1 pseudogene is annotated in these 525 nt (G+C 63.2%); it reads left to right on the top strand.

From position 1 onward, the window contains the following. Nucleotides 1-36 precede the first annotated feature (36 nt). Nucleotides 37-525, top strand: a pseudogene (locus JUB11_RS32490) (hypothetical protein); the annotation flags it as partial.

Consider the following 525-nt stretch of genomic DNA (forward strand, 5'->3'; position numbering starts at 1 on the left):
CCAGCAGTCTCCGCCTGTATAAGAGGTTCACGCCAGATGGATGTTCAGCAGTCGCGCCGCGATCAGGCGGCGATCAAAGTGCGCCCTTTGCCGGAGGAGCGGGCAGTGTTGGAGGAGCGCGCCAAGCGCGCGGGCATGTCGTTGGCAGCCTACCTGCTGTCGGCCGGATTGGGAGCAACGGTGCACACGGGCGCCCGGGACCGCGATCAGAGCAATACCCCGCGAGCCTCGGCGCCTCGGCAGGACGACGGCCAAAAGATGGTGGCGGTGAATGTACGCGCGCTTCCAGAGGATTGGGCCGAAATTAAAAACTACGCGAACACCGCGGGTATGCCGTTGTCGACCTTCATGCGGGCGGCCGCTCTTGGCGTAACCATCAAGAGCGTGGTTGACCTCGACCAAGTGCAGCAGCTGTTGAAAATCAACGCTGACCAGGGGCGGCTGGGGGGCTTGCTGAAGCTTTGGCTGTCCAAGGAGGAGCGCTTTGCACCCGGCTATCCCGACCGGGAGCAGATCACGCAGTTG

The sequence above is a fragment of the Azospirillum sp. SYSU D00513 genome (genome assembly GCF_017356015.1).
Taxonomy (GTDB): domain Bacteria; phylum Pseudomonadota; class Alphaproteobacteria; order Azospirillales; family Azospirillaceae; genus Azospirillum.